Source organism: Microbispora sp. H13382, from assembly GCF_014161445.1.
In the GTDB taxonomy this organism is placed as follows: Bacteria; Actinomycetota; Actinomycetes; order Streptosporangiales; family Streptosporangiaceae; genus Microbispora.
The window spans coordinates 19828-44782 of record NZ_JABBXA010000008.1 but is presented as its reverse complement, the minus strand read 5'-3'; the positions used below and the strand labels follow the sequence as shown (position 1 = coordinate 44782).

Sequence of the window (24955 nt, the reverse complement as noted above, 5' to 3'; positions counted from 1 at the left end):
GGCGGCACCCCTCGTCAGGCGGAGGACGGTTTCGCCGTGTCGGCCCCCTGGCCCGACGGCGCCACCGGGGCGACCGAGGTCAGGTCGTGGCGGCTGGTCTCGCGCAGCGCCAGGACACAGGCCACGGTCAGCAGGCAGCACGCGGCGATGATCACCGAGATCGTCGTGGTCCCGCCGCCGGTCGACGCGTCGAGCTGGGCGAACAGCAGCGGCGCCAGGCCGGCGCCGAGCCCGGCGATCTGGTAGCCGAGCGAGGCGCCCGTGTAACGGCTCCCAGTGGTGAACAGCTCGGTGTACAACGCCGCGAGCGGGCCGTACATCAGCGGGTGGACGACCGCCTGGCCCAACACTAGCGCGAGGGCGAGCACGGCCGTGCTGCCGGAGTCCACCATCGGGAAGAGCGCGAAGCCGAACACCGCCATGAGCACCGCGCCCGCCAGCACGACCGGGCGGCGCCCGACCCGGTCGGACAGCGCCGACCAGCCGACGATGCCCAGGACGGCCAGTGCGGACGAGAGCGTGAGCGCGTTGAGCACCGCCTGCCGGGCGAAGCCGGCGCGCACGCCGTACGCGATGAGATAGGTGGTGAGGGTGCCCTGGGCCACGAAGGCCGACAGTCCGACGCCGACCCCGAGCAGGAGGGTCTTCGGGTGGTCGCGGAACACCTCCAGCAGCGGCATCCGGGGCGCCCGCTCCCTGGCCGCCTCGAACACCGGAGTCTCCTCGACCCGCAGCCGGACGAACAGGCCGACCGCCAGCAGGACGACGCTGATCAGGAACGGCACGCGCCAGCCCCAGCTCAGGAACGCCTGCTCGTCCATGACGGCGGCCGTGCCGGTGAGCGCCGCCGTGGACAGCACCATGCCGAAGGGGGCCCCGGCGTTGGTGAAGCTCGCCCACAGGCCGCGCCTGCTGGTCGCGTGCTCGGCGGACATGAGCACCGCGCCGCCCCACTCGCCGCCGACGGCCACGCCCTGCAGGATCCGCAGCGCGACCAGCGCGATGGGCGCGAGGCTGCCGATCTGCGCGTAGGTGGGAAGCAGGCCGATGAGGAAGCTTGCGACGGCCATCAGGGTCATGGTCAGCACGAGCATGCGCTTGCGCCCCAGCCGGTCGCCGTAGTGACCGAAGATCACGCCACCGAGCGGCCTGGCCAGGTAGCCCGTGGCGAACGTGCCGAAGCTGGCGACCGTCGCCGCGAGCGAGTCGAGGGAGGAGAAGAAGACCTTGTTGAAGACGACGGCGGAGGCCGTGGCGTAGAGCAGGAAGTCGTAATACTCGATGACGCTGCCCAGGAAGCTGGAGGTCACCGCGCGCCGGAGCTGTGTCCGGTTGGGGGGTGCGACTGACAGGTTCGGCATGACCGAGCTCCTCGTCCGGGAGCGAGCCGAGACGCTCGCCTTCTCGTCCGGAGGTTAGGCAGATTGCTAACGGAGGTCAATACTTTGCCGAATATAGGGCTGCTCCACATGAGAATGCCCCGGCCGCCTGCCCGAGCGGAGGCGTCACCGGGGCGTTCTCATTCGCGCTGTCGTGCCCTCAGAGGGCCGCCCTGCGCTCGTGCAGCAGTTCGCGTGCCTGGAGGAACGGCGCCCGCAGGAAGGCCAGGTGGTCCTCCTGCCCGTGCCGGTGGCACACCCGGCCGGGCCACAGGCGCCGGCTGCGCTCGTCGATGTAGGCGAGGGAGCCGTCGACGAGGTTCAGCATGTGGTCGATCGTGGCCGCGTCCGACCGGGCGTACTCCTCGCCCGTACGCAGGTAGACCGGGGACGTGTGCGCCATGATCGGCCTGGCCCACACGTCGTGGTGCCGGGCGACGCCCGCGCCCGGTCCGTAGCAGCGCGCGGCGATCCAGCTGTCCTCGGTCACCGGCACGTCCGCGGTCAGTTCGAGCGTCCGGCCGGGGGCGTCGAGCCTGCGCTCGGCGACGACGTGACCGTTGACCACGATCTCGAGCCGGTCGACGTCGAAGATCGACTGGACGCGGGCGTCGACGCGTACGGCGCCGCTCGCGGGCACCCGCGCCTCCTGGCCCGGCTCACGGCCGTCGACGGCGAACCACAGGAGCGGGCCGCTGGTGACGAAGGTCGCTCCCCGCCGTACGGCCCGGCACCAGGCCCAGTAGTCGAACTCCTCGTCATGCGGCACGTGCGCGTAGGTGCGGATGAGGCCGATCGGGACCTCGCTGCTCATCTTGTCGGTGCCGCCCACCAGGGTGATCCGGTAGCCGGCGTCGAGGTAGCGGTAGTACTCCCGGATGTTGTAGTCGTCGTAGGCGATCATCTCGACGGCGTCGAGCCTGCCGGTGGCGAGCAGGGCCGCGGCCTCGCCGTTGGGCACGGGGAAGTGCGCCAGCACGACCGTGCCGCCCTGTTTGCGGCATTCGTCGGCCCAGTGGGACAGGGTCGTCTCAAGGCCGCCGCCGAGCTCGGCCTCCTCCGCGCCGCCGGTGCACCACGGCATGATCGGACGGCGCAGGCCGAGCAGGTTGATGTGGCCGAGCATGCCGCTGCGGTTCTCCTGCCCGGCGAACACGTGCGTGTGCCCGTCGTGGGAGGTGTGCGGGTGGCCGGTGAACTCCTCCGTGTTGGTGAACAGGTGCCCCCACTGGCTGAGCAGCAGGTTGGTGACCCGGACGTCCTCGCCGCGGGCCTCCAGCTCGGCGCCGAGGGTCGAGACGAAGTGCACGTGGGTGTCGCCGCTGTACCAGCCGTCGGCGGCCAGGTCCGTCACCCTGGCCAGGGTCAGCTCGAGCTCGGTCTGGCCCGGCTCGATCGTGACCGTGGTGTGCAGCGGCTCGTACTCGAACCCGCGGGCGGCCTCGACGGTGACCTCGCCCAGCGGCAGCCAGCCCTCGCAGGTGCCGTCGACGTAGGAGTAGGTCGTGGTGCCGAGGCGGACGTCGCCGCCGATGTCGAGGTTCCAGGTGTTGCCGTCGGAGTTGATGTGCCCGTGATGGCCGTGCGGCGGGTAGGGCACCCCGTCGGCGGAGCGGAAGTGGATCCGGCACGGGACCGGCTCGCCGGTGGCCGCGTCCCTGACCGTGGTGCGCACCCAGGCCCGTCCCGCGTCGGGGACGCGCCAGGTGACCCCGCCGTCGCCGTACTCCCCGGCGCCGAGCAGTTCCCCCCAGCCGCAGGCGCTGATCACCGTCTCCCCGCGGGTGAGCGTCAGCCGCGCCGAAGGAGTGGCGGCGACGCGCACGTAGCCCTGGTGGTGCTCCCCAGTGGGCGTTCCCCAGGCCGGCGTGCCCCCGGCGGCCGTGTCGACGGAGCCGGCCGTACGGTAGACGTAGGTCGCCGACCCCCGGTCGACGCTCACCGCCAGATCCTCCGAGATCGGCCCCGCCGACGGGCCGAGGTCGAGCAGGACGTCGCGCCACACCGTACGCCCGAAGGGGTCCTCGTCGAGCTCGCTGGTGGTCACCGCGCCGACGAGGATGGCCGGGCCCGCCGAGTGGATCTCCAGGGCGCGGACCGTCCGCTCGGGCCGGGGGTTGCGGCAGGGCCACAGGTAGAACCGGTAGGGCAGGACGTACGGCGACCGGGCCTGCGGGTCGTCGATGTCGACGAACCGGGCCCCGGCGGCGTCGAAACGCCCGTGGGTGCGCGGCATCAGCCGGTGCTGGGCGTCGGGGACGGCCAGGAACGGGGTCTGCCCCCAGTCGAGCGGGATGGCCCGGTCGCTCCACAGCCGCGGCGTGGGCCCGATCTCCAGGCGCTGGCGCACCGGCAGCCGCTCGGTGGTCCCGTCGTCGTAGACGAGGGTGTAGTGGCCGCAGAGCTGACCGGCCATCTGCCCGTCGAACAGGTCGGGGGACTCCAGGGCGTGGGCGACCACCAGCCACGTGACCCTGCGGCCCACGGCGACGGTGACGGTCGCCGGGCCGGACCCGCCCACGCGGAGCAGCGCCGCGTCCGCGCCTCCCTCGTCGCCGAACCGGAACGGCAGGCCGTAGAGCGTGCGCGGCCCGAGCGGGTAGGAGTCTCCGTCGTCGAGAACCGAGCGGGGGGCGTTGAGCACATCGGCCAGGTCGAGCGGGTGATAGCCCCGGCAGCCGCCGGCCGGCGACACGTCGTGATCAGGCATTTCTGACAGATGTCTCCCTCCGCCCGGCGGGCGGCTCGTCGACGGACGTCTGGGCCAGCCCGGCGTAGAGCCGGGGTGCGCGGGCGCGCAGGTACAGGGCCCTGGTGACGCCGGCCACGATGCCGGCCACGCCGAGGCCGATGATCAGAATGTTGGTGGTGGTCCCGGCGCCGGTCAGCAGCGGCAGGTTGCTCAGGACGAGGAAGAGCACCACGGCCAGGGCGGCGAAGCTCAGCCCGGGGGCGACGGTGGTGCGGAAGATCCCGGCCTGGGGCGCCTCCCGGCGCAGAAAGCGGATGATCGCCAGGGAGCACAGCGCCCACAGGCAGATGATCCCGAGGAACCCGAGCGCGCTGCCCCACAGCAGCAGCCCGAGGTAGGGGTCGATCCCGAGGACCGCGAACACGACGACGGCCACGGCCGCCAGCGCGGTCTGGACGAGGCCGGCCGCCCAGGGGGCCTTGGTCCGCGGGTGGGTACGGCCGAGCACGCGGGGCAGCAGGCCCTCCCGGCCCATGGCGAAGAAGTAGCGGTTGGCCGCGTTGTGCAGCGCGAGCAGCGCGGCGAACGCGCTGGTCAGCAGCAGGATGTGCATCACCTCGGTGATCGGGGCGGGCACGTACCTGTCGAAGACCGCCACGACGAGGTTGACCGGGTCGGCCTCGGCGGCTGCGCCGATCTTGTCGGCGCCGTAGGCCATGACGACGACCCAGGTGATGAAGGCGTAGAAGACGGCGATGAACCCGACCGCGATGTAGGTCGCCCGGCGGACCGTGCGGATGCCGCCCCGCGCCTCCTCACTGAAGATCGCGGTGGCTTCGAAGCCCATGAACGCCCCGGCGACCAGAGCGAACATGGCTCCGTTGCCCGGGTCGAACACCCGGGTGGGGGCGAACGACGTGGCGGACCAGTCCCCGGATCCGCCCATCAGCAGCACGTAGGCCGCCAGCACGACGAGCACGGCCGTCTCGAGCACCAGCAGCGCCCCGAGGATCCGGGCACTGGTGTGGATGCCCCGATACCCGAGCCACCCCACGAAGACCAGGCCGACGACCGCGAACACCCACCACGGCACGTCGCGGCCGAAGTAGTTCTTGAACGTCTCGGTCGCGTACACGCCGAGCGCGCCGTACGTGCTGATCTGCAGGGCGTTGTAGGCGACGACGGCGAGCACCGCCGCACCGGAGCCCGCCGGCTTGCCCAGGCCGCGCGCGATGGTGGCGTAGAAGGCTCCCGCGTTGCGCACGTACCGGCTCATGGTCATGAAGCCGACGGCGAACAGCGCCATGACCACCCCGGCGACCAGGTAACCGCCGGGGACGGCGGCGCCGCCCTTGAGGAAGTGCAGGGGGGCGACGGCGACGATGAGGGTCAGGGGGGCGAGCGCGGCCAGGACCGTGAAGACGAGGTCCTTGGTGCCCATGGCGTTGCCGGCGAGGGTGCCGGGCGCGGTCGCGGCGTTCCCGGGGGGATGACCTGGCATGGTGAGTTCCTTACTGGGGGTTCGGCGACACTGGGGGTTCGGCGACACTGGGGGTTCGGCGACCCGCGGGCAGGCGACCGCCCGCCCACGGGCTCGGGGCTGAAGGAGGATGGGCTGATCAGCGGGTGACCGCGACGAAGACCTTCTCGCTCGGCTCTAGGGTGATCCAGTCGCCGCGGAAGCCCTGCGGGATGTGGAACGACTCTCCCGGGCCGAACTCCTTGCGCCGCCCGGACTCGTCCTGCACGGCGACGCGGCCCTTGAGGATGAAGCAGATCTCGTCGTAGGGCCAGGAGTCGAACCGCACGGCGCCGGGCTCCCCCGTCCAGTACCCGCCGGTGAAGGAGCTCGCGGCGCCGCCGAAGACGCGGAACTCCGCCTCCGTCCACTCGCCGGACAGCAGGTGGTAGTCGCTCAGCGGCGGCACGAAGCGCTCGCCGTTCCCGGCGGTGACGGCGCGGACGGCGTCGACGCCCACCGGAGTGTGCCTGTCGTTCACGATGCGGCTCCCCCGTGGTCTCCGGAACGGCTGCCGGCGCCGAAGCGGCGCAGGACGTTGTGGGTGATGCGCTCGACGAAGGGGTCGCCGAGGCCGAGCACGTGGGACCACTCGGTGGTGCCGCCGTTGAAGACCTCGCCGTCGCCGCGGGTGAAGGCCGCGATCATGCCGGCCCCCCGCATCTCGCCCTCGTGCACATAGTCGGGCAGGTCGTCGCCGAGGTCGGCGTTGTAGTTGTAGACCTCCTCCTCCGGCCCGCCGATCGGCACCCGGCCGCCGAAGCGGTCCTCCTCGCCCCGTACGGCCGGCGCGAGGGCCAGGATCTCCAGCGTCTCCGGCGCGCCGTCCTCGAACGTCGGGTACGGCAGGCCGCGGCGGAAGGTGTACTCGACCGAGTCGAGCTCGAAGGCCGCCAGGAAGTACGGGGGCCCGCCGAGCAGGTCGCCGTAGTAGAGGTCGGTCCCCTCGAACGCCCAGTGGTGCGGCCGGTAGACCGTGAAGCCGCCCGACGAGCGGGGGGTGGCGACGCCGTAGCGGTTGTAGATCCCGCCGAGGCCGTTGAGGCCGATGGTGGTGGCGCCGGGACGTCCGACCGACTTGGCCTCCCACACCGTGGTGGCCAGGTGCGGCGTCGTGGCCGCCTCCGGGTCGAGGGACGGCAGGCGGTAGCAGTACTGCGTGGCGCCGTCGTCGCTGAGCCGCACCTGCCACTGGTAGTTGCCGCCGAACCTGGCCAGGTTGCCGCCGGCGTCGACGAACGCGTCGACTGTGTCGCGCATCCGCCACGACCAGTACTCGTCGTGCCCGACGACGACGACGCAGGAGTACCCGTCCAGCGCGTGGGGGTCGAAGTGCAGGTCGTGCTGGGTCAGGTAGTCGATCTCGTACCCGTTGCGCTCGGCCCACACCACGAAGTACCGCTCGTACGTCGCCCAGAACGCGTCGGCGTGGTGGCGGCTGTACCCGAACAGGCGCGCCCATTCGTAGGAGGGATAGCGGGGAGCGCCGTGCATGGGCAGGATGCCGGGGTTGGCCTCCCGCGGCGCGCTCAGCGGCTTGCGGATCATGCCGCGGGCGATGGGGCGCTGGGTCGAGGCCAGCGGCGACCCGTTGTCGGAACGAGGGTCGTCGCCCAGGCCGCGGTAGTGGTTGGCGCCGCCCCAGTCGTTGTAGGCCAGCAACGTGCCGGTGGTCAGCACGAGCGCGGCCGGGGCACGCCGCTCGGCCGGGGCCTTGACGACGAAGAAGTGCTCGCGCTCCCACAGTTCGCCGGACGGCGTGACCGCGCGCACCGTGACGATGTAGAAGCCGCTGCGCCAGTCACCGGGGATCTCCAGTTCGAACCCCACGGGCCAGCCGCAGCCGACGGCGTGCGCGTCGGCCGGCGCCTCGTGCCGGCCCGCCGACAGTCCGGTGCGCGACCACACCACCCGCGGCTCCAGCCCGTCGCGGACCACCTCCAGGTCGAAGGACGGGACACCGGCGCTGAGGTGGAAGCGAACGGTCTCGCCCGGGAAGTAGGAGAACCGGTCGGTGTAACACCACACCTCGGCCGCGTCGGGCGTGCGGAACGCACGCTCCGAGGGCCAGCCCTTCGGGGACCAGGCGAAGGCGGCGGGCAGGCCCGGCTCTGTGTTCGTGTCGCTCACTGCTCCTCCTTGAGTGCGAGCAGGCTGATCAGGTCGTAGGCCACGTGGGAGGCGGCGACGGAGGTGATCTCGGCGTGGTCGTACGCCGGGGAGACCTCCACGACGTCGGCGCCGACGAGGTCGCATCCGGCCAGGCCGCGCAGAATCTCCAGCAGTTCCCGGCTGGTCAGGCCCCCGGCCTCGGGGGTGCCGGTGCCGGGCGCGTGCGCCGGGTCGAGAACGTCGATGTCGATCGAGAGGTAGAGCGGACGGCCGCCGATCCGCTGGCGCAGCGCGTCGATGATCTCGTCCACACCCCGGCGCATCACATCCGCGCTGGTCACGATACCGAAGCCCAGGCGCCGGTCGTCCTCCAGGTCCTTCTTGCCGTACAACGGGCCGCGGGTGCCGACGTGGCAGACCGCCTCGGTGTCGAGGATGCCCTCCTCGACCGCGCGGCGGAACGGCGTGCCATGGGTGTACTCGGCCCCGAAGTAGGTGTCCCAGGTGTCGAGGTGCGCGTCGAAGTGCAGGAGCGCGACCGGGCCGTGCCGCCGGGCGGCCGCCCGCAGCAGCGGCAGCGCGATCGTGTGGTCCCCGCCGACCGTGACCAGGCGCGTGCCGTTCTCCGTCAGCCCGGACGCGGCCGCCTCGATGGTCTCGACGGCCTCGCGGATGTCGAACGGGTTGCACGCGATGTCGCCCGCGTCCGCCACCTGCACCGCCGCGAACGGCGAGACGTCCAGGCCCGGGTGGTACGGCCGGAGCAGGCGGCTGGCCTCGCGGACGGCCGAAGGGCCGAACCTGGCGCCGGGACGGTAGGAGACCCCGCTGTCGAACGGCACGCCCACCACCGCGACGTCGGCGTGCCCGACCTCGTCCAGGCGCGGCAGCCGCGCGAAGGTGGCCGGGCCGGCGAACCGCGGAACCCGGGAGGAATCGACGGGCCCCCGTGGCACGGTCATACCTGAGCCTTTCTCTCCGGCGCGAAGCCCCAGGTCAGGGGCTTATGGATCGGCAAGTCTGCAGCACACGGACTAAACCGGCAATTGGGGCACGCACGGAGAGTGAGGCGGTGGTTTGTGGCTGAACACAAACCCGGCCAGGAGGGCGGCGGGGCGCGGAGGGCGGATCGAGCCCGGTGACGAGGCGGGGTCCGGGCACGCGGACGACCCGGCGGCCAGGGGTGGCCGCCGGGTCGGGAAGTCAGGGGTCAGGCGTAGTGCCGGTAGACGGCGCGGGCGACGCAGGCCGGCTTGGCCGCGCCGTCGATCTCGACGGTGAAGTCGAGCAGCATCTGGACGCCGCCGGGGACGTCCTCGACGGAGACGACGACGGCGCCGAGCCGGATCCTGGCACCGACCCTGACCGGGCTGGGGAAGCGGACCTTCTCCAGCCCATAGTTGATGCTCATCGTCACCCCCCCGATCTCCAGCAGCTCATTGAACATCGGGATGACCAGGGCCAGGGTCAGGTACCCATGGGCGATCGTGCCACCGAACGGGCCACCCTCGGCCCTGACCGGCTCGACGTGGATCCACTGATGGTCGCCGGTGGCGTCGGCGAAAGTGTTCACCCGCTCCTGGGCGATCTCCAGCCAGCCGCTGCGCCCGAGGTCCTTACCGGCCAGCGCCCTGATCTCGTCGAGCCCGTTCACCGTCGTGGTCATGCGTCGGTCGCCCCTTCCCGTGTTCTCCTGCGCGCCGAGCCCGAGCAGGCGAGCGTGACACCTCGAACGTATGGCAGCTTTCTGACGGCCGTCAATGATTTGCATGACGTCGGGAACGGTCTACCCTTTTCTGCTGTGACCCTCGGCGGCGAAGACGACCAGACGGCGCCATCCCCGCGCCCGCAGTCCCTGATGTTCAGCTTCCTCGGGATCTACGTGCTACATCGCGGCGTCGCCGTCTACTCCGGGAGCGTCATCGACGTCTTCGCCCGTCTCGGCGTCTCCGAGGAGGCCGTACGGTCGACGCTCGCGCGGATGGCGAAGCGGAACCTGCTGACACGGCACCGGCAAGGACGGAAGGTGTACTTCGGGCTGACACCGCATGCCGTGGAGGTCCTGGAGGACGGGCGCAGGAGGGTGTGGGAGACCGGCGCGGTGAACCGCGACTGGGACGGCACCTGGACGGTCGTCGGGTTCTCCATTCCCGACAGCCGCCGCAGCACCCGGCACGACCTGCGCTCCCAGCTCATCTGGAACGGATTCGGCCTGCTGCAGAGCGGGCTGTGGATCGCGCCGGGCGCCAGGGACGTCACCGGTGTCCTCGCCTCTCTGGATCTGGGCGATCACGTGACCGTGCTGACGGCGAAGGCGTTCGCGCCGACCGAGGCGGCCGACCTGGTCGGCAAGGGGTTCGACGTCGAGCAGATCGCCGCGCGCTACCGCGCGTTCCTCGCCCAGTGGGACGTCCCCCGGCCGCTTCCCGGCGCACCGGACGACCTCGCGCGGCAGTTGCTGCTGCACACCGACTGGCTGCAGCTCGTCCGGCAGGATCCGCACCTGCCGGCCGAGCTGCTGCCCCGGGACTGGCCGGCGATCCAGGCCGAGCAGACCTTCCAGGCCCTCGCGCAGCGGTACGAGCCGCCCGCCGGCGAGCTGGCCGCCGCCGTCCTGGACACGCTGGCCGTCTGATCCTCCGGCGGCGCCCCGGCCGCGCCGGCCCCCGAACGGCGCGGCTCGGCGGGTCTCATGCCGGCGCGGCCGGGCGCGGTGCCGGCCCGGTCAGGAGACGGAGCAGGGCGTGCCGTTGAGGGCGAATCCGGACGGTGTGGTGTTGGCGCCGCTGTAGGTCCCCTGGAAGCCGAAGTTCGTGCTGCCTCCGGCGGGGATGGCGGGGTTGTAGGAGACGTTGCGCGCGGTGACCTGGGCGCCGGACTGGGTCGCGGTGGCGTTCCACGCGTTGACGATCCGCTGGTTGCCCGGCCACGTCCAGGTGACGGTCCAGCCGTTGACGGGAGCGGCGCCGGTGTTGGTGATCGTGACGTCCGCGGTGAAGCCCTCGTTCCAGGAATTGGCCCTGTAGGTGATCCGGCACGCGCCCTGCTGCGGAGCCGACGGGCTCGCGGACGGCGAGGCGCTCGGCGATGCCGAAGGGCTCACGGACGGGCTGGCGCTCGGGCTCGGGCTGGGGCTCGGGCTCGGGCTGGGGTTGCTACCGGTGATGCCGAAGAACTGGACGGCGACGGCGGCCATGCCGCCCGCCGGGAGGCTGTGCCCCGCGCCCTGGATGGTGTAGGCCTCGACCTTCACCGTCCCGGAGCCGTCCGCGTAGCGGCGGCGGTTCCACCCGGACTGCGGCGTGTCCGTGGAGGTCGGCGTCTGGCTCAGGCTGTGCACGTTCGTCCACTGCTTGACCTCCTCCTCCAGCTCGGCGTAGGCGACGACGGTGTCGTTGGTGCCGTGCCACAGCTGCATCCGGGGCCACGGCCCCCGGTAGGCGGGGTTCGCGTTGCGGACCGCGTCGCCCCACTGCTGCGCGGTCTTGCCCACGCACGGGGAGGAGTTGCCCGCCGGGTTGTAGGCCGCCTCGTTGGGGAAGCACGTGAACGGCACGCCCATGAAGGCCGCACCCGCCTTGAACACCTCGGGATACAGGGCGAGCATGGCGTTGGTCATCATGGCGCCCGAGGAGGCGCCGGTCGCGAACACCCGGTTCGGGTCGCCGTGGTACTGCTGCTCGACGTAGGTCACCATCGACATGAGCGACACCGGGTCGGTCTGGCCGCCGCGCACCTTGGACGCCTCGGACCAGTTGTCGAAGCAGTTCATCTTCTTCGACGCCGACGGGTAGATGACGATGAAGCCGTACCGGTCGGCGAGCGACGCGAACTCGGTGGACGAGTAGAAACCCGGCCCCGAGCCGCCGCACGTGTGCATGGCCAGCACGATCGCCGGGTTCTGCTGGACACCGTTCGGGACGTACAGGTGCATGCGCAGGTTGCCGGGGTTGGCGCCGAAGTTCGTCACCTCGGTCAGCGTGGCCGCGGCGGCGGGGTGCGCGGGTACCAGCACGGACACCAGGGCCGCGGCGGCGCACACAACCGCCGCGCAGGCGCCGGCGAGCGCCGCGAGCAATCGCCTCATCCGCTCCTCCTCGTTGTTTCTAAATACCGACGCCAGCCGGTATATGAGCAGGCGCGACCGGCGGTCAAGAAGCCGCGCGAAGGGCCCGGAGATCAAATTTTTATTTTCACTGCTTATCAAGGTACTTGCTATCAAGTGACTTGATAGCAAAGCGCGAAACTTACATCCGGGCGATCGCACGGTATGGTCGTCCGGTGACCGCCCGCCGCACCCGTCGCGCCGCACCCGCGCCCCGCCTGAGCTATCTGGTGTTCCGCCTGGAGCGCCGCGTCCGCGCCCGTCTGGACGACGCGCTCGCCCGGCACGGAGTCACCACGACGGAGTACATGGCGCTCAGCGAACTCCGCACGCGCGACGGCCTGTCGTCGGCGGAGCTGGCCCGCATCGCGTTCGTCACGCCGCAGGCGATGAACCTCGTCATCCGCGACCTGGAACGGCGCGGCCTGATCCGCCGCGACCCGCACCCGGACGGCGGCCGGATGCTGTGCGCCCGCCTCACCGCCGAGGGGACGTCCGTGCTCCGGCGCTGCGACACATCCCTCGACGACATCGAGGCGGTCATGCTCGAGAAGGTCGACGACGCGACGCGCGAGACCCTCAGAGAGGGCCTCACCGTCTGCGCCCGGGCCCTGCGGCCCGGCGACTGAACACCCGCGGGGAAGGGCCTCGATCCCCTCTTCGCCGGGCTCAGCCGAACCCGAAGCCCGGGGGCAGCGGCTCGTGCAGGAACAGCCCGACGGGCACGGCGTCGGCGAGCGCCTGGTATCCCGCCGGGTTCAGGTGCAGATGGTCGCCCACGTCGTAGGCCGCGCGCAGCCGGCGGGGGTCGGCCGGATCGCGGGCGGCGCGGTCGAAGTCGACGACGGCGTCGAACCGGCCGCTGGTGCGGATCCACTGGTTGACCGCCTGCCGGGCCGCCTCACGGCAGCCCCGCGCGTCGTCGTAGGGCGTGTTGCCGCCGAACGGCGTCAGCGTCGCGCCGTACACCCGGATGCCCCGGGCGTGCGCCCGTGTGACGATCTGGTCGTAGGCGAAAACCAGCTCGTCGGCCACCCGCTTCTGCGCGGCCTCGGTCGCCTCGGCCGTGCCGATGTCGTTCACTCCCTCGAACAGGATCAGCCACGCCACCCCGCTGTGCGCGAGCACGTCGCGGTCCAGCCGGGCCAGCGCGTTGGGACCCAGGCCGTCGTCCAGCACCCGGTTGCCGCCGGCGGCCTGGTTGACCACGGCCACACCACACGTGCCGGGCAGCGACTGCAGGCGGTCGGCCAGCCGGTCGGGCCAGCGGTCGTTGCCGTTGGTGGTCGAGCCCCGGCCGTCGCTGAGCGAGTCGCCCACCACCGCCACCGCCGCGGCCGACGGCCCGGCCCACACCTCCAGGGCGCTCAGGAGATACCAGTGGTCGACGGGGGTCGCGCCGGGCAGGTCCACGGCGGCGGCGTGGTCGCCCGCCAGGAGGTACGAGGTGGTCCGCGAGCCCGGATGCGCGGTGGTGCCCGCCGGACGCTGCCCGTCGGCCAGGTAGACGCTCACGGTGAGGTTGGACCGGGGCGCGACCCCGGCGTACAGCGGATCGGAGACCGCCTGCGCGCCGGCCGGAATCGTCACCGACGACCGGCCGTGGAAGGTCACCGGCCGCGCGGTGCCCGGCCTGATCGCGCTCACCCCGGCCCGCCCGCCGGCCGGCAGCGCGACGCCGACCTTCGTGACGGACAGCGCCGCCCCGCCGAAGGCGTTCGACACGCGCAGCCGGATCTGCTCCCCGCCTGCCGACACCCGGATGGTCTGCCGCACAGTGGCGTCGGCCAGGACCGCGTCGTCCCGCGTGAACGGCGCGGGCGGCATGTTGTCCGGCTCGGCGGCCTGCGGCATCGCCGTCCACGTGGGGACCCAGTGCCCGTCGGCTCTCGGAACCACCGGCGCCTCGGGCATCCATGGCGGCCGCGTCATGGGATGCGCCGCCCGTGCGCGTCGGGGACGCCCGACTTGCGGAAGAAGTAGGCGTTGACCTGGTCGCGCCACTCCTGCGCGCAGCGGACCTGCTCGTCGAGGAGATCTTTCACCCGGGCGTGCAGGGACGGGTCGAACAGCCCCGCGGCCTCCTCCCATCGCCGCCTGGCCTCGATCACCTGCTCGGCTCCCGCGAAGTGCGTGTCGTAGATGTGCTGGATCACGGTCGAACCGCTCCGCAGCACGTGCCCGTACGGGACGTGGTGGAAGAACAGCAGCAGTTCGTCGGGGCAGCCGGCGAGCGACTCGTACACCTCCGACCACGGCGGCGGGTACTGGCCGGTGAAGCCGGTCCCGGTGGCGCGGGTGCGGTCCACGCCGACGCCGTCCCGGTCGGCGAAGTGGTAGGTGCCCCACGGGGTGTACTCGTATCCGTCCACGTCGGGCCCGTAGTGGTGGCCCGGGCGGACCATGAACCCGACGCCGAGCGGCGCGGTGTACCGCTCGTAGGTGCGCCAGGAGTCGTCCATGACCGCGTGCAGCGTGTGCCGCGACCGCTCGACGTCCCCGTTCGCCACGGGCGCGAAGGTGAGGTCGATCCACTCGTCGAGGACCGCCGCAGGGTCCAGCCGCGGCTCCCAGGCGAGCCGTCCGAAGGCGTACAGGTTGGCCTGGGCGAGCGGGTGGCCGGTCCAGTAGGGGTCGTCGCCCACGTTGGAGACCCCCACCAGGTCGCCGCCGCCGATGACGTCCGCCACGGCGGCCCCGCCGGGGCCCCAGGGGCGGAAGCCGAGCACCTCGCGCCACATCGGGGCGAGGTAGCAGACGTGCCGCTGCTGACCGGTGTACTCCTGCGTCACCTGGAGTTCCACGGCCAGGCGGGTGGCGGGCATGGCCGCGATCACCGGCGACACCGGCTCACGCGGCTGGAAGTCGATCGGGCCGTGCTTCACCTGCAGGATCACGTTGTCGCGGAACCGCCCGTCGAGCGGGGCGAAGTGGTCGTACGCCGCGCGGGCCCGGTCGGTGGACCGGTCGCGCCAGTCCTGCCGGTGGTTGTAGACGAAGGCCCGCCAGTGCACGACGCCGTCGTACGGCGCCAGCGCCTCGGCCAGCAGGTTCGCGCCGTCGGCGTGGTCGCGCCCGTACGCGAACGGGCCGGGCTGCCCCTCCGAGTCGGCCTTCACCACGTATCCGCCGAAGTCGGGAATCGTCTCATAGACCCGCCCGGTGACCCCCGTCCACCACTTGCGCACGTCCTCGTCCAGCGGGTCGGCGGTCGGCAGCCCGCCGACCGCGACGGGCGAGGCGAAGCTCACCGACAGGTGGACCCTGATCCCGTACGGCCGGAGCACGTCCGCGATCGCCGCGACGTCGCCGAGCCGGTCCGTCAGCAGGCGGGCCTCGGTGGCGTGCACGTTGACGTTGTTCACGGAGATCGCGTTAACCCCGCACGCGGCCAGCAACCGCGCGTAGGCGCGCACCCGGGCCAGGTCGCCGCGCGGGGCGCCGTCGCGCCAGAAGATCGACCCGCCCGCGTAGCCGCGCTCGACCTGGCCCATCACGGGGTGCACGTCGACGTTGTCCCAGTGGTCGAGCATGCGCCGCCGCGTCGCCGGCCGGTGGTGCTCGGCGCGCCGCTCGCCGGCGAACGCCCGCTCGCCGAGCCGCACGACGTGGAACAGGCCGTAGAGCAGCCCGGCGGGCCCGTCGGCGAGCACCACGGTGACACCGTCCCGGCGTGCGATCACGTACCCCTCGTCGCCGACCGCCTCAGCGGGCCGGACCTCGGCCGCCGCCTCCGGCAGCGGCTCCCCCGCCGTGAGCGCGAGCACGAGGTCGTACGGCCCGGCTTCGGCGCGGCGCACGCGTCCGCCGTACCGCGCGCATGCCCGCGCGACCTCGTCGTGGACCGTGCCGACGAGGCCTCCCTCGCCGAACACGAGCGTGTGGCGCGAGCCGATCGCCCGGAACGCCTCGGGCGGCAGCCACGCGGCGTGGACACCGGCCAGATCAGGACCGGCCGGCTCAGGAATCGTCACGAGAACTCTCCGGGGAGTCGCCCTGTACGGTGAACTTCTCCGTGACCCCGGCGATCAGCGGCCGGCTGTTCAGCAGCAGCGCCGACGCGAACACCGAGCCCAGCAGCGTCAGCGCGGCCTCGGTGGCGACCAGCGTGACGCCGCCCGCGACGACGAGGAGGCAGGCGTTGCCGAGCGCGACGCGGGGCGCGGAGAACAGGAAGAAGGCGGCCAGGCGGGCGACGTCCCTCGCCCGGAACGCGAACAGCGACGTGATCACGAGGGCGTTCGCACCCCAGAGGGCCGTCGCGAGCGCGACGACGACCAGCAGGGTCGCCCACCAGCCCGGAACGCCGGCCGCGCCGAAGTTGGCGAGCGTCGACCCGAGGACGGTCAGCCACGCCAGCCACGGGAGATAGAGCTTCAGCACCCCGCGGACGTTCATCCGGTAGCCCCGCCAGAACGCGGACGCCGGGTGGAGGTCGGTCAGGTCCGGCTTTGTGCGGTGCACCGCGTACAGCGCGGCGGACAGCGCCGGGCCGGCCGGGAGCGCGCAGGCGGCGGCCAGCGGGATGTTGGCGGCGTCACGGCCGAGCAGGACGAGCCCGATCAGGCCGGGCAGGGTGGTGGCCAGCAGCAGGAGCTCGACCACCAGCAGGGTGTAGACCAGCGCGGAGACGCGCGAGAGCGGTCCCTGGCCGAACCGCCGGATCGTCGTCTCGGTCATCGGGGGCCTCCCTGGTCGTCCAGGCCGAGCAGGCGGCGCTCGTCCCGCCCGTCCTCCCAGGGCGGGGTCTCGTCCACCACGGGCGTGATCTCCAGGAGGGTGACCTCGTGGCGGCCGAGGACGATGTCCAGGCGGACGTGCCCGTCCTCGATCGGCAAGCCGCGGTGACCGCGGACCGGCTCCGCGGTCTCCCGCAGCAGGTCGAGCTGTCTGGGGGTGGGAGACGCCGGGCGGCCCATCTCGCACCACGCCCGCCAGGCGTTGCCCTTCTCCTCGCTCACCGACGAGCGCAGCAGGAAGGCGGCGCCGGACGGGGAGGCGACCGGCACCGACAGCCGCACGGTGTGCCCGTCGACCGGCGGGCCGCCGGTGACGTCCACCGGCGCCCAGGCCAGCACGGTGACCCGGCCGTCGCCGTCCCTCGTGACCAGGTAGTCCTCGCCGCGGGCCAGGACCTCCTCGCCCATCCGCGCCATGAACGCGTACAGGTGATAGGCCGGTTTCTTGATCTGGCGGTGGGTCAGCAGGCCGAAGCCGCCGTGGAACAGCGAGGCCGGCACCCCTGCCTCCTCGAACACGTCGCTGAAGGTCCAGTAGGAGAAGGAGTCGGCCAGGTCTCCCCCGGCGGCGAGCACCGGCGCGAGGTACGCGGCGTGGAAGGCCGTGTCGTGGATCGGGTTGTCCGGCCGGTAGGAGGAGTTGAACTCGGTGATGTGCACGGGCAGATCCGCCAGCGGACCGCCCCGGAGCTGCCGCCGGGGCGTGGCGAACTGCTCCAGCAGCCGCGACGGCGGGGCCAGCGTCTGGTGCACGCCGAACGGCACGTGCCGGGCCGGGCCGGAGGTGTAGGCGTGCCGGCTGACGAAGTCGATCGGCAGGGACCGTTCGGCGACGAAGTCGGCGAAGCGCACCAGCCACTCGTCGGAGCCGGGAGAGATGGCCGGCCCGCCCACCTGGAGCGAGGCGTCCACGTCCTTGACGGTGTTCGCGGTCACCTCGTACAGGCGGTGGTAGGCGTCCTGGTCCGCGTCGAGCCAGAACTCCTTGAGGTTGGGCTCGTTCCACACCTCGATCGGCCAGGTGCACACCCGGTCGAGCCCGTACCGGTCGACCAGGTGCGTCACGGTGGCCCGCACCAGCGCGGCCCACTCCTGCCACGACCGGGGCGGGGTGACGTTGCCCTTCCACCAGAAAACGGTCTGGTCGCCGGACGCGAGCCCGGAGGGCATGAAGCCCAGCTCCAGGAACGGCGCGATCCCGAGGTCGAGGTAGGCGTCGATCACCTGGTCCACATAAGTGAACACGTGCCGCACGTGCCGGGTCCCCCGGTGCTCGTACGGCCGGTGGACGCCCACCCCGTCGCTCAGCAGCCCGTGCCCCCGGATGTGCCGAAAGCCGATCTCCCGCTGGACCAGCGCCAGCGACTCCTGGTAGTCCCGGCGCAGGGCCAGGTCGAACCGGCCGGTGCCGACGCAGAACCGCCAGGCGTCGGTCAGCCGGCTCGAGATCTCGTCCGGCACATCGGGGACAGGGTGGGGCATCATCGTCCTTCGCTCGCCGTTCCGGACAGCGCGTGCCGGCCGTGGGACAGGCACGACCGGCACGGGCCGGTCAGCCGTGCTCCTTCTTGTAGCGCTCGTACGCGCCGTTGACGAGGTTGACGTAGGACGTCATGTTCTTCGCCTCGAGCTCCTTGACGTAGGCGTCCCACTCGTCGAAGCTCCGCTTGCCGAGGATGAACTCGAGCGTGTTCTGGGTGGCGTGGTCCTTCAGCGGGGTCTGCCACAGCGCGGCCTGCTCGCGCTCCTCGTCGTTGAGCGGGCTCGGCGGCTTCGGCGGCAGCGCCTTCCTGGCGTTCATCGTCTTCTGCCATTCGATCTCCTCCTCGGAGAAGGTCGACTGGAGCAGCTCGGTGCTGCCGCCGTAGGCGAACACGCCGTTGGAGAAGCCGAAGTCCTTCTGCAGGTGCTTGGGTGCGCCGGGGTTGAGGCCGACGAAGTCGACGTCCTTCGCGAGCTGGAACTTGCCGGAGCCGTCCCTGGTGTAGGTGGTCCCCTCGACGCCCCACTTGGCGAACACCTGGCCCTCGTCGGAGTACCAGAGCCAGTCGATGAACTGCATCATCGCGACGAAGTTCTTGCTGTCCCGGGCCTTCTTCGAGATCATGATGCCGTTCTCCAACCGGCTGTCGTTGGCGTCGGCCTTGACCGGCCCCTGCGGCCCGATGGGCACCGGGATCTTGATGAGCTTCGCCTTCGGGTTGGCCTTCTTCAGCGGCGGGCGATACTCGTTCACGAGCGTCTGGGCGTTGCCGCTGATCACGAAGGACTTGCCGGACGCCAGCTTCTGGATCGCCTGATCGTCCTGCTGAGTGAAGCTCTCCGGGTCGAGCAGCTTCTCCTCCACCAGCGTGTGGAGGAATTGCAGCATCTGCTTGTACTGCTCCATCGCCCCCGTGTAGGCGAACTTCTGCGCGTTGGGATCCCACGTGATGCCGGTCGTGAAGCCCCAGCCGCCGCGGGCGCCGCTGCCCAGGCCGAAGACCTGGTTCAGCATGGCGCCGCCCGGCGTGGGGATGCCCCATCGGTCCGAGTAGGGATAGGAGTCGGGATACTCCTCCTTCATCGCCTTCAGCATGGTGTGCACGTCGTCCCAGGTCTGCGGGATCTCCAGCCCGAGCTTGTCGAGGATGTCGCTGCGCACCACCAGCGTGTAGTCCGTCCAGTAGTCCTCGTGGAGGCCGGGGAGCAGGTAGAAGCGGCCGTCGGCCTGCCGGAGCGTGTCAAGGTCGGCCTGCAGGTTCCACTTGGCGACCTTCTCCTTGAAGTTCGGCATCAGGTCGAGGTAGTCGCTGACCGGCAGGACGCTGCCCGAGGCGACGAAGGGGGTCTCCTGGCCGGGGTAGGTCTTCGGGATGATCATCGGGGCGTCGCCGGCACCGATCAGCAGGCTGCGCTTGTTCTCGTAGTCGCTCAGCGGCACCACGTTCGGCTGCAGCGTCACGTTGGTCCGCTTTGTCAGCTCGGACCAGAACGGCCAGTCGTTCTTGATCGGATAGAACGGGTGGTTGTTGTAGAGGATGCTGAACGAGAGCGGAGCAGCTGCCTTGAACGGCTTGCCGGCCGCGTAGTCGGCCATCGCGCCTTCGCGGTTCGCCGCGAAGTCGTCACCGCTCTTCTTGGGGCCGGAATCGCCGTCGGTGCCGTCAGTGCTGCAGGCGGCGAGCGCGAGGAAGGCTCCCACGGCGACCATCGCCTGACGCCGGTTGATCTCATACATGAAAGGGGGGTCCTCTCCCTTGGGAAAACGGGCTGAGTGGATGCGGAATGAGAGGTCCGGCGTGTTATCCCTTCACCGCGCCGAGCATGACGCCCTTGACGAAGTACCGCTGGACGAAGGGGTAGACCACCAGGATCGGGATGACCGTGAGCACCATCGTCACGGACTTGATGTTGGTGGCCACCGTCATGTCGGTGGCGTCGGCGCCGACGGACGTGCCCGTGGTGGCGCCGGCGATGAGGTTGCGCAGGTAGACGGTCACGGGGAACAGGTCGTTCTGGCTCATGTAGAGGAAGGCCGCGAACCACGAGTTCCAGAACGACACGGCGTAGAACAGCACGATCGTCGCGAGGACCGCCTTCGACAGCGGCAGCACGATCCGGAGCAGGATGCCGTAGGTGCTCATGCCGTCGATCGCGGCGGCCTCCTCCAGCTCGGCCGGTAGGCCCTCGAAGAACGCCTTCATCACCAGGAGGTTGAAGACGCTGACCGCGTTCGGCAGCACGATGGCCCAGATGCTGTCCTTCAGCCCGAGGCTGGAGATGAGGATGTAGTTGGGGATGAGCCCGCCGGAGAAGAACATCGTGAAGACCGCGATCCCGATCAGGAACGTCCGGCCCTTCAGGTGCTTCTTCGACAGGACATACGCGTAGCACGTGGTCATGACCATCGCGATGGCCGTGGCGACGACCGTGTAGACCAGGGTGTTGCGGTAGTTGATCCAGAACGTCGGGTCGGAGGCCACGAACTCATACGTACGGAAGGTGAACCCGACCGGGACGAGGTTGACCTTGCCGGCGCGGATGGCGAACTCGTCGCTGAGCGACCGGGCGACGATGTTGACGAAGGGGTAGAGGGTCACGACCACGACGCCGGTCAGGATGACCGCGTTGACCGCCCGGAACACCCGGTGACCCCGGGTCCTGTCGACGGTCACCACAGGCTCGTCCCCACCGTGCGCCGGGAGATCAGGTTCGCCGACATGACCAGGGTCAACCCGATCACGGCCTCGAACAGGCCGATCGCCGCGGCGTAGCTGAAGCTGTTGGAGACGATGCCCATCCGGTAGAGGTACGTGGAGATCACGTCGGCGGTGGGATACGTCAGCGGGTTGTAGAGCAGCAGGATCTTCTCGAAGCCGACGGCCATGAACGTGCCGATGTTGAGGATCAGCAGGGTGACCGCGGTCGGCCGGATGCCGGGGAGCGTCACGTGCCAGACCTGCCGCCACCGGCTCGCGCCGTCGATCCGGGCCGCCTCGTACAGCTGCTCGTCGATGGTGGTGAGCGCGGCGAGGTAGATGATCGTCCCCCAGCCGACGGTCTGCCACATCTCCGAGGAGACGTAGATGGTGCGGAACCACCCCGCCTCCTGCAGGAACGCCACGGGGTCGTTGCCCATCGCGCGCAGGAGCTGGTTGACCGGCCCGTCCACCGACAGCATCTCCATGACGAGCCCGGCCACGACCACCATCGACAGGAAGTGCGGCAGGTAGGACACCGACTGGACGAACCGCTTGACCCGCCGGCCGCGCAGCTCGTTGATCAGCAGGGCAAGCACGATCGGCGTCGGGAAGCAGAACAGCAGGGTCAGCACGCCGATGACCACGGTGTTGGTGAACACCTGCCAGAACGACGGGTCGTTCAGGAACATCTTCACGTAACGCAGGCCGACCCATTCCTCGCCCAGCACGCTGCCGCCGGGCTGGAACTTACGGAAGGCGATGACGTTGCCGATCATCGGCAGGTACCGGAAGATCAGGAAGAACAGCAGCGGAAGGACCGCGAGCGAGTAGAGCTGCCAGTCGCGGCGCAGCGCCTGACGCCAGCTGCGTCCCGGCGGCCGTCGCGCACGGGAGGGACCGGGTCTCGCGCGGCCGGGACCCCCGGCGCCCGGTGACACGTCGATCGTTCTGGTGGTGCTCATGCCTGTGCCTCCGGTGCCCTCCGACAGATCACGCCGACAGATCACGCCGACGGCCGCGACCATCGCTCGTGGCCGGCCCCGCGCCCGGGGCCGCGAGGGCTGCGGCACCGCCGTCTCACCCACGCCGAGCGACGCCGTACGCGCAGGTGACGCGACAGAAATTTTCGGTGATCCTCAGTAATATTGCGGAAATATAGGCTGAGGCCAGAGCCCCGTCAAGAGGGGAGTCAGCCGTCGTCACGGCCCATTTCACTGCATTACTTCTGGCCTGGTCTCGGCTTATATTGGACAGGTTCGGTGCTAGAGTTTCGCGAAAATTTCGGAAACAGTGAGCGGAGCGATGACCAGCCCTTCTCCAGCCCGCGGCCCTCGCCCCACGACCATCGCGTCCATCGCCGCGGAGCTCGGCGTCTCGGTGACCACGGTCTCCAAGGTCCTCAACGGCCGCCCCGACGTGTCGCCGGAGACGCGCGAACGCGTCGAGGCCGGCCTCGCCCGCCACCAGTACCGCCGCCGCCTCCGCCGCAGGCCGCTCAAGGGGCAGATCGATCTCGTCTTCCACGAGCTGAACTCCATGTGGTCGATGGAGATCATCCGAGGGGTCGACACCGTCGCCTCCGCCGCGCGGATCGAGGTCGTCCTGTCCCAGCTGAAAGGAGCGCACCGGCCACCGGAGGAGTGGCTGGACGGCGTACTCGACCATCGGCCCCTCGGCGTGCTGTTCGTCATGTCCGGCCCGTCGCAGTCGCAGCAGCAGAAGCTGCGGCGGGCGCAGGTCCCGTTCGTCGTCGTCGACACCGACGGCGAGATCGCCGAGTCCGTGCCCGTGGTCGGCTCGAACAACTGGGACGGCGGCCTGCTCGCCACCCGCCATCTCCTGGAGCTGGGCCACCGCCGCATCGCGGTCGTCTCCGGCCCCAAGGACGTCATGTGCAGCAGGGCACGGGTCGCCGGTTTCCGGGTCGCCCACGACGAGGCGGGGCTCGCCGTCGACCCCGGCCTCGTCAGGTACGGCAACTTCTACGTCGACGCCGGATACGAGCACGCCATGGATCTGCTGTCGCGCCCCGACCGGCCGACCGCGATCTTCGCAGGGTCGGACCTGCAGGCGCTCGGCGTCCTGCGCGCGGCGCGCCGGCTCGGTCTCGACATCCCCGGGGAGCTGTCGGTGGTCGGCTACGACAACGTGCCCGTCGCCGGCTGGGTCGAGCCGGCCCTCACCACGGTGGGCCAGCCGCTGTGCGACATGGCGACGGTCGCGGCCCACATGCTGCTCGACCTCGCCCGCGGCGTGGAGCCGGCCACGAGCAGGATCGACCTCGCCAACGAGCTCGTCGTACGCGAGAGCACGGCCCCGCCGGGGGCCGGACCGCGGTCACGCCTGCCGCACCCGCCGCACGACCGCCGCCCCGAGGGGCGGAACGGTGATCTCCCCTGACGCCGGCCGGCCGGTGAGGAGGTCCGTACCCACGCTTTCCAGGGGGACGGTGACGGGGTCCCGGGGTCGTGGTTGAGGAGGAAGAGGTACTCGTGCCGCTCGTCCTCGCGGACCGTGCACTCCAGATGGGCGGGCAGCCCGTGGAAGCGGTCGGCCACGCCCGCCACCCTCAGCTCGCCGATCAGCACCCGCTCGAAGGCGCCGGCCTCCAGGAGGGTGGCGAAGTAGACGACCCGGCCCGCCCCGTAGGCGTTCGCGACGACGGCGGCGCGTCCCCTGAGCAGCCCGTCGGCGTAGGTCGCCAGCGCGGTCCCGGTCTCGAGGTGGATGTCCTCGCGCCACCAGTCCGCCGTCGCCGTGCTCCCGTCGGAGAACTCGACGGCGAACCGCTCGCCGGCACGCGCCGGCCAGTACTCGTCGATCTTCGCGCCGATGAGGCGGCGGAACGCGCCCGGGTAGCCGTCCGGCCGCACGCGGTTGCACGCGTCCACGACGCCCGAGAAGAAGGACATGACGACCGTCCCGCCGCGCCGGTCGAACTCGGTGACGGCGCCGACGCCCTCGTCGTCCATCAGGTACGCGTTGGGCACGACCAGCACCTTGTAGCGCGACAGATCGCTGTGCGGCGACACGACGTCGACCGCGTAGTGGTGCTCCCACAGCGGCCGGTAGTGCCGCATGACGGTGTCCACGTAGCTGAAGTCGTTGCGGGGCAGGCCCCACAGCTCCTCCAGCCCCCACCAGCCGTCCCAGTCGAACAGGACGGCGACCCCGGCGCGCGTGGTGGTTCCCGCCACGGGTGACAGCCGTCCGACCTCGCGGCCGAGCTCGGCGACCTCCCGGAAGGTGCGCGAGTCCGGGCCGGAGTGCGGCAGCATCGCCGAGTGGAAGCGTTCGTGCCCGCCCCGGCCGGCCCGCCACTGGAAGAACATGACGGAGTCCGCCCCACGGGAGACCGCCTGGAGCGAGCCGAGCCGCATCCGGCCGGGCTCCTTGACCACGTTGAGCCGCCACTGGCTGACCGCGCTCGCGGCCTGCTCCATCAGCAGCCACGGCTGCCCGCCCTTGAGCGACCGGAACAGGTCGAACTGGAAGGCCGCCGAGACGTGCGCGTCCGGGTCGGCGGGGTCGGGGTAGATGTCGAGGGCCGCCGCGTCCTCCTCCGGCGCCCAGCGCCAGTAGTCGGCGTGCCGGTAGAAGCGCATGAAGTTGGTGACGACCGGGATGTCGTCGCGGAAGGACCTGACGATGTCCCGCTCGGCGACGAAGCACTTCAGCAGGGTGTCGGAGGTGAAGCGCTTGAAGTCCAGGATTCGGCTGGGGTTCATCCAGGTGCGCGGCACGCCCGGCGCCTCGACGTGCAGGCGGTTGCCGAAACCGAACCGCTCGCCGTCGGCCATGACCGGCAGGACCTCGGGATACCGCTGGGACAGCCAGGCCGGCGGCGCGGCGGTGGGGGTGGCGAGGTTGACGGCGATCCCGTTCCCGTGGAGCAGGTCCATGATCTCGTCGAGCCAGCCGAACTCGTACTTTCCCGGTTCCGGTTCGAGCGACGCCCACGCGAAGACGCCGAGCGACACGAGGTTCACCCCCGCCTCGCGCATGAGCCGGACGTCCTCCCGCCACACGGCCGGATCCCACTGCTCGGGGTTGTAGTCCCCGCCGTACGCCAGGCCGCCGAGGCGGTCGATGAGGGCGCGCATGCGAGCGTCTGTCATCCGTCACTCCCCGGCCGAGAGGTCGTCGCGTCCCCGTCCGTTCCGTGCGCTGTCGCGGGCTGCCACCAGAGCTAACCGGACGTACAGAGATGAGTCAATCGACCCCG

The 24955-nt window shown here is 71.0% G+C and carries 19 protein-coding genes and 1 pseudogene; 3 read left to right on the top strand and 17 right to left on the bottom strand.

Annotated elements, in window-relative coordinates:
• Window positions 1-14 precede the first annotated feature (14 nt).
• The 7 genes from HHX41_RS17690 to HHX41_RS17660 all read right to left on the bottom strand — a co-directional run bounded on the left by HHX41_RS17690 (window position 15) and on the right by HHX41_RS17660 (window position 9368).
• A complete protein-coding gene (locus tag HHX41_RS17690; protein ID WP_182906848.1) occupies window positions 15-1361 on the bottom strand; it encodes an MFS transporter in 1347 nt (448 codons plus the stop codon).
• Between the two features lie 178 nt (window positions 1362-1539).
• Entirely contained in the window at window positions 1540-4089 is a 2550-nt protein-coding gene (locus HHX41_RS17685) for a CehA/McbA family metallohydrolase (protein ID WP_182906847.1), read from the bottom strand.
• On the bottom strand, window positions 4082-5572 hold the full coding sequence (locus HHX41_RS17680) for an APC family permease (RefSeq protein ID WP_182906846.1): 1491 nt from the start codon (window positions 5570-5572) through the stop codon (window positions 4082-4084). The genes HHX41_RS17685 and HHX41_RS17680 overlap by 8 nt, the downstream gene beginning before the upstream one ends.
• A gap of 118 nt (window positions 5573-5690) precedes the next feature.
• Window positions 5691-6071 carry a cupin domain-containing protein gene (locus HHX41_RS41840; RefSeq protein ID WP_220504174.1) on the bottom strand — a complete coding sequence of 127 codons (381 nt, stop codon included), beginning with the start codon at window positions 6069-6071 and terminating at the stop codon, window positions 5691-5693.
• Window positions 6068-7720 carry a N,N-dimethylformamidase beta subunit family domain-containing protein gene (locus HHX41_RS41835; RefSeq protein WP_220504173.1) on the bottom strand — a complete coding sequence of 551 codons (1653 nt, stop codon included), beginning with the start codon at window positions 7718-7720 and terminating at the stop codon, window positions 6068-6070. Before HHX41_RS41835 ends, HHX41_RS41840 begins: the two co-directional genes overlap by 4 nt.
• Complete coding sequence (gene speB, locus HHX41_RS17665; protein WP_182906845.1) at window positions 7717-8664, bottom strand: agmatinase; 948 nt, start codon at window positions 8662-8664, stop codon at window positions 7717-7719. Before speB ends, HHX41_RS41835 begins: the two co-directional genes overlap by 4 nt.
• Window positions 8665-8912: 248 nt before the next feature.
• On the bottom strand, window positions 8913-9368 hold the full coding sequence (locus tag HHX41_RS17660; protein WP_182906844.1) for a MaoC family dehydratase: 456 nt from the start codon (window positions 9366-9368) through the stop codon (window positions 8913-8915).
• 135 nt (window positions 9369-9503) lie between these two features.
• Here HHX41_RS17660 and HHX41_RS17655 point away from each other — a divergent pair, with 135 nt between their 5' ends.
• Window positions 9504-10337: a PaaX family transcriptional regulator C-terminal domain-containing protein gene (locus HHX41_RS17655; protein WP_310742039.1), complete on the top strand. Its 834-nt coding sequence runs from the start codon at window positions 9504-9506 to the stop codon at window positions 10335-10337.
• A gap of 90 nt (window positions 10338-10427) precedes the next feature.
• On the opposite strand, the gene HHX41_RS17650 is transcribed toward HHX41_RS17655, so the two are convergent.
• Window positions 10428-11789, bottom strand: a complete 1362-nt coding sequence (locus tag HHX41_RS17650) for a PHB depolymerase family esterase (RefSeq protein ID WP_182906843.1) — start codon at window positions 11787-11789, stop codon at window positions 10428-10430.
• Between the two features lie 194 nt (window positions 11790-11983).
• Between HHX41_RS17650 and HHX41_RS17645 the strand changes: the two genes are divergently transcribed.
• A complete protein-coding gene (locus tag HHX41_RS17645) occupies window positions 11984-12436 on the top strand; it encodes a MarR family transcriptional regulator (protein ID WP_310742038.1) in 453 nt (150 codons plus the stop codon).
• 40 nt (window positions 12437-12476) lie between these two features.
• On the opposite strand, the gene HHX41_RS17640 is transcribed toward HHX41_RS17645, so the two are convergent.
• The 7 genes from HHX41_RS17640 to HHX41_RS17610 form a co-directional block, all read right to left on the bottom strand.
• Window positions 12477-13739: an SGNH/GDSL hydrolase family protein gene (locus HHX41_RS17640; RefSeq protein ID WP_182906842.1), complete on the bottom strand. Its 1263-nt coding sequence runs from the start codon at window positions 13737-13739 to the stop codon at window positions 12477-12479.
• The gene (locus tag HHX41_RS17635) at window positions 13736-15781 is read right to left on the bottom strand and encodes an alpha-glucuronidase (RefSeq protein ID WP_182906841.1); all 2046 of its coding nucleotides are present in this window, start codon (window positions 15779-15781) and stop codon (window positions 13736-13738) included. Before HHX41_RS17635 ends, HHX41_RS17640 begins: the two co-directional genes overlap by 4 nt.
• On the bottom strand, window positions 15768-16487 hold the full coding sequence (locus tag HHX41_RS17630) for a hypothetical protein (protein ID WP_182906840.1): 720 nt from the start codon (window positions 16485-16487) through the stop codon (window positions 15768-15770). The genes HHX41_RS17635 and HHX41_RS17630 overlap by 14 nt, the downstream gene beginning before the upstream one ends.
• On the bottom strand, window positions 16484-18028 hold the full coding sequence (locus HHX41_RS17625; RefSeq protein WP_182906839.1) for a GH39 family glycosyl hydrolase: 1545 nt from the start codon (window positions 18026-18028) through the stop codon (window positions 16484-16486). Before HHX41_RS17625 ends, HHX41_RS17630 begins: the two co-directional genes overlap by 4 nt.
• Window positions 18029-18098: 70 nt before the next feature.
• Window positions 18099-19766: an extracellular solute-binding protein gene (locus HHX41_RS17620; RefSeq protein ID WP_182906838.1), complete on the bottom strand. Its 1668-nt coding sequence runs from the start codon at window positions 19764-19766 to the stop codon at window positions 18099-18101.
• A 64-nt stretch (window positions 19767-19830) separates the two neighbouring features.
• A complete protein-coding gene (locus tag HHX41_RS17615) occupies window positions 19831-20703 on the bottom strand; it encodes a carbohydrate ABC transporter permease (RefSeq protein ID WP_310742037.1) in 873 nt (290 codons plus the stop codon).
• A complete protein-coding gene (locus HHX41_RS17610; RefSeq protein WP_182906836.1) occupies window positions 20700-21692 on the bottom strand; it encodes a sugar ABC transporter permease in 993 nt (330 codons plus the stop codon). The genes HHX41_RS17615 and HHX41_RS17610 overlap by 4 nt, the downstream gene beginning before the upstream one ends.
• Window positions 21693-22032: 340 nt before the next feature.
• On the opposite strand from HHX41_RS17610, the gene HHX41_RS40670 reads away from it, so the two are divergent.
• Window positions 22033-23130 carry a LacI family DNA-binding transcriptional regulator gene (locus tag HHX41_RS40670; RefSeq protein WP_169984899.1) on the top strand — a complete coding sequence of 366 codons (1098 nt, stop codon included), beginning with the start codon at window positions 22033-22035 and terminating at the stop codon, window positions 23128-23130.
• Here HHX41_RS40670 and HHX41_RS41830 read toward each other — a convergent pair.
• Together HHX41_RS41830 and HHX41_RS17600 are read right to left on the bottom strand one after the other, a co-directional pair.
• Window positions 23068-23250, bottom strand: coding sequence for a Beta-galactosidase C-terminal domain (locus HHX41_RS41830; protein ID WP_310742063.1), 183 nt, complete (start codon window positions 23248-23250; stop codon window positions 23068-23070). The two genes, HHX41_RS40670 and HHX41_RS41830, sit on opposite strands and share 63 nt — an antisense overlap.
• A gap of 125 nt (window positions 23251-23375) precedes the next feature.
• Window positions 23376-24734: pseudogene (locus HHX41_RS17600) on the bottom strand (beta-galactosidase); the annotation flags it as partial.
• Window positions 24735-24955 lie beyond the last annotated feature (221 nt).